At 69.9% G+C, this 607-nt stretch carries 1 protein-coding gene; it reads right to left on the reverse strand.

Annotated features, from left to right (window positions below):
• A partial coding sequence (locus CH249_RS26440; RefSeq protein ID WP_218828376.1) for a lipase family protein occupies positions 1 to 607 on the reverse strand: 607 nt, incomplete at both ends.

Consider the following 607-nt stretch of genomic DNA (forward strand, 5'->3'; position numbering starts at 1 on the left):
TGCGCGGTCCATGTGGTGGCGATCGCGCCGCCGCTGTAGCCGTAGGCGACCACTGGGCTGTCGGCGAGCTCCGGGGCGACGACTGTCATCCCGCGTAGCGAGTCCAGGACGGCATGCCCGGCCATCGTGCCTTCGGAGTACGACATCCGCGGGCCCTGGTGATCGGCGACGAGGACGGCGTATCCGCGGGCGAGCCAGAGCGGCATCACCGGCGGGAGGTCGGCACCGACACCGTGCACGAGCCGGTACGACGGCGTGCTCTTGGCTCCGAGGGAATCGATGGCTACGTTGTGGGCGACGACCGGCCGTGGTCCGCGCCCGGTCCACGGCCGCTTCGGGATCAGCAGCGAGGCGGTGACGCCGGCGGGTAGACCTCGCGCGTTGGTCGATCGAACCATGAACTGATGCAGGGCGGTTCGCGGCCTGGGCACCAGACCGCGGGTCGTGCGCTGCCGGATCACCGCGCCGTGTGCGAGGTCCTCGATGCCGGGAGGGGTGAGGAAGAAGGCGTCGTTGTCGATCGGGGTCGGGAGGATCGCGGCATGGGGATCGTCCGGAGGCTCCAGGGGCAGTCGTCGAGTCAATACGCGATCGAGCACACCGAACA

It is taken from the genome of Rhodococcus sp. 05-2255-3B1 (assembly GCF_002258545.1).
Classification (GTDB): domain Bacteria; phylum Actinomycetota; class Actinomycetes; order Mycobacteriales; family Mycobacteriaceae; genus Rhodococcoides.